Raw genomic sequence first — 1,359 nt, forward strand, 5'->3', positions numbered from 1 at the left:
GCGGATGGGGTGGATGGCTCCTGCATCAACCGGCGTGGCAATGCACCATAGTGCAGTTGCTATGAACTGCTTTTGAGAGGAGCCACCCGATGCAGGTTACAACAATTGGCCTAGATTTGGCCAAGAGCGTTTTTCAAGTCCATGGTATCGATGAGCACGGCGAGGTTGCATTCAACCGCGCTCTGAGACGCGCTCAGGTCGTGGCATTTTTCGAACACCTTGAGCCATGCCTGGTTGGCATTGAGGCCTGTGGGACAAGCCACTACTGGGCGCGGGAACTGATCAAGCTTGGTCATAATGTGAAGCTGATCCCTCCGGCTTATGTGAAGCCCTACGTTAAGCGCGGCAAGTCAGACGCCGTTGATGCAGCGGCCATCTGTGAGGCGGTAACACGCCCAACGATGCGGTTCGTTGAGGTGAAGACACCCGAGCAGAAAGCGATATTGGCTGTTCACCGTACCCGCGACTTGATCGTGCGGCAGCGTACTCAGACCATCAATATGCTGCGCGCGCAGTTGGCTGAGTTTGGTATCGTCTTGCCGCAGGGCGTCTACCACGCGCTGAAGTTTGCAAAGAACAGCATAGAAGGCGAGCCATTGGATTTGCCAAAAGATGCCCATGAGGTTGTCTTCGATTTGTCCGAGCAATTGCTGTTTCTACATGCGAAGATCCTGCGTCACACACGACACATGACCCAGATTGCCAGGCGAGAGAAGCAGGTAGCGCTTTTGCGCACCATACCTGGCGTTGGTCCGATCACGGCATCAGCAATCGTTGCAACAGTCGGCAGCGGCAAACAGTTCAACAACGGACGAGAGTTTGCTGCATGGTTGGGGCTGACACCGCTCAACCGATCAAGCGGCGGAAAGGAACGGTTGGGCCATATCTCCAAAATGGGAGATCAATACATACGTCGATTATTGGTCTTGGGTATGACGTCCCGCATCCGATCCATTAGGTTGGAACCAGAAAAGTTTGATCCATGGTTTGCTAACATCCTGTCGCGCAAGCCCAGCAGAGTGGCCGCCGTTGCAATGGCCAATAAAACTGCCCGTATGATCTGGGCTGCGCTGACCCGGAACGAACCCTACAAAGTGAGAACCGTTTAACGGACCAGCGAAACAACAGGAGTTTGCAAGACCAATGACGTGATGGAACTTTGTTAGCCCAAAAACCAAGACACCCCGAGCTTTGTCCAGAACGCTTGCTGTTCGATGTGCGGAATGGGACTTGGTTGGTGGAAACCATCAGGGCCAGCGGCCATGTGTGTCGCGCTAACAGGCCGAACACAAGACTGCTTCTGACAAATTGCCACGCACGAAAAAGGTACTTGCAAAAAGGGAGCCATCCACACAGGAC

1 protein-coding gene is annotated in these 1,359 nt (G+C 53.9%); it reads left to right on the plus strand.

What is annotated here, in order from left to right; translation table 11 throughout:
- The first annotated feature begins 89 nt into the window (after positions 1-89).
- Positions 90-1,109 (plus strand): IS110 family RNA-guided transposase, encoded by a 1,020-nt coding sequence (locus CLV89_RS22245; protein ID WP_106165750.1) that lies wholly within the window; start codon positions 90-92, stop codon positions 1,107-1,109.
- The last annotated feature ends 250 nt before the right edge of the window (positions 1,110-1,359 follow it).

The organism is Tritonibacter scottomollicae, assembly GCF_003003215.1.
GTDB lineage: Bacteria > Pseudomonadota > Alphaproteobacteria > Rhodobacterales > Rhodobacteraceae > Epibacterium > Epibacterium scottomollicae.

What these genes read in the sequence shown, in the direction of transcription:
- CLV89_RS22245 (WP_106165750.1), top strand. Translation starts at nt 90, where the DNA reads ATGCAGGTTACAACAATTGGCCTAGATTTGGCCAAGAGCGTTTTTCAA.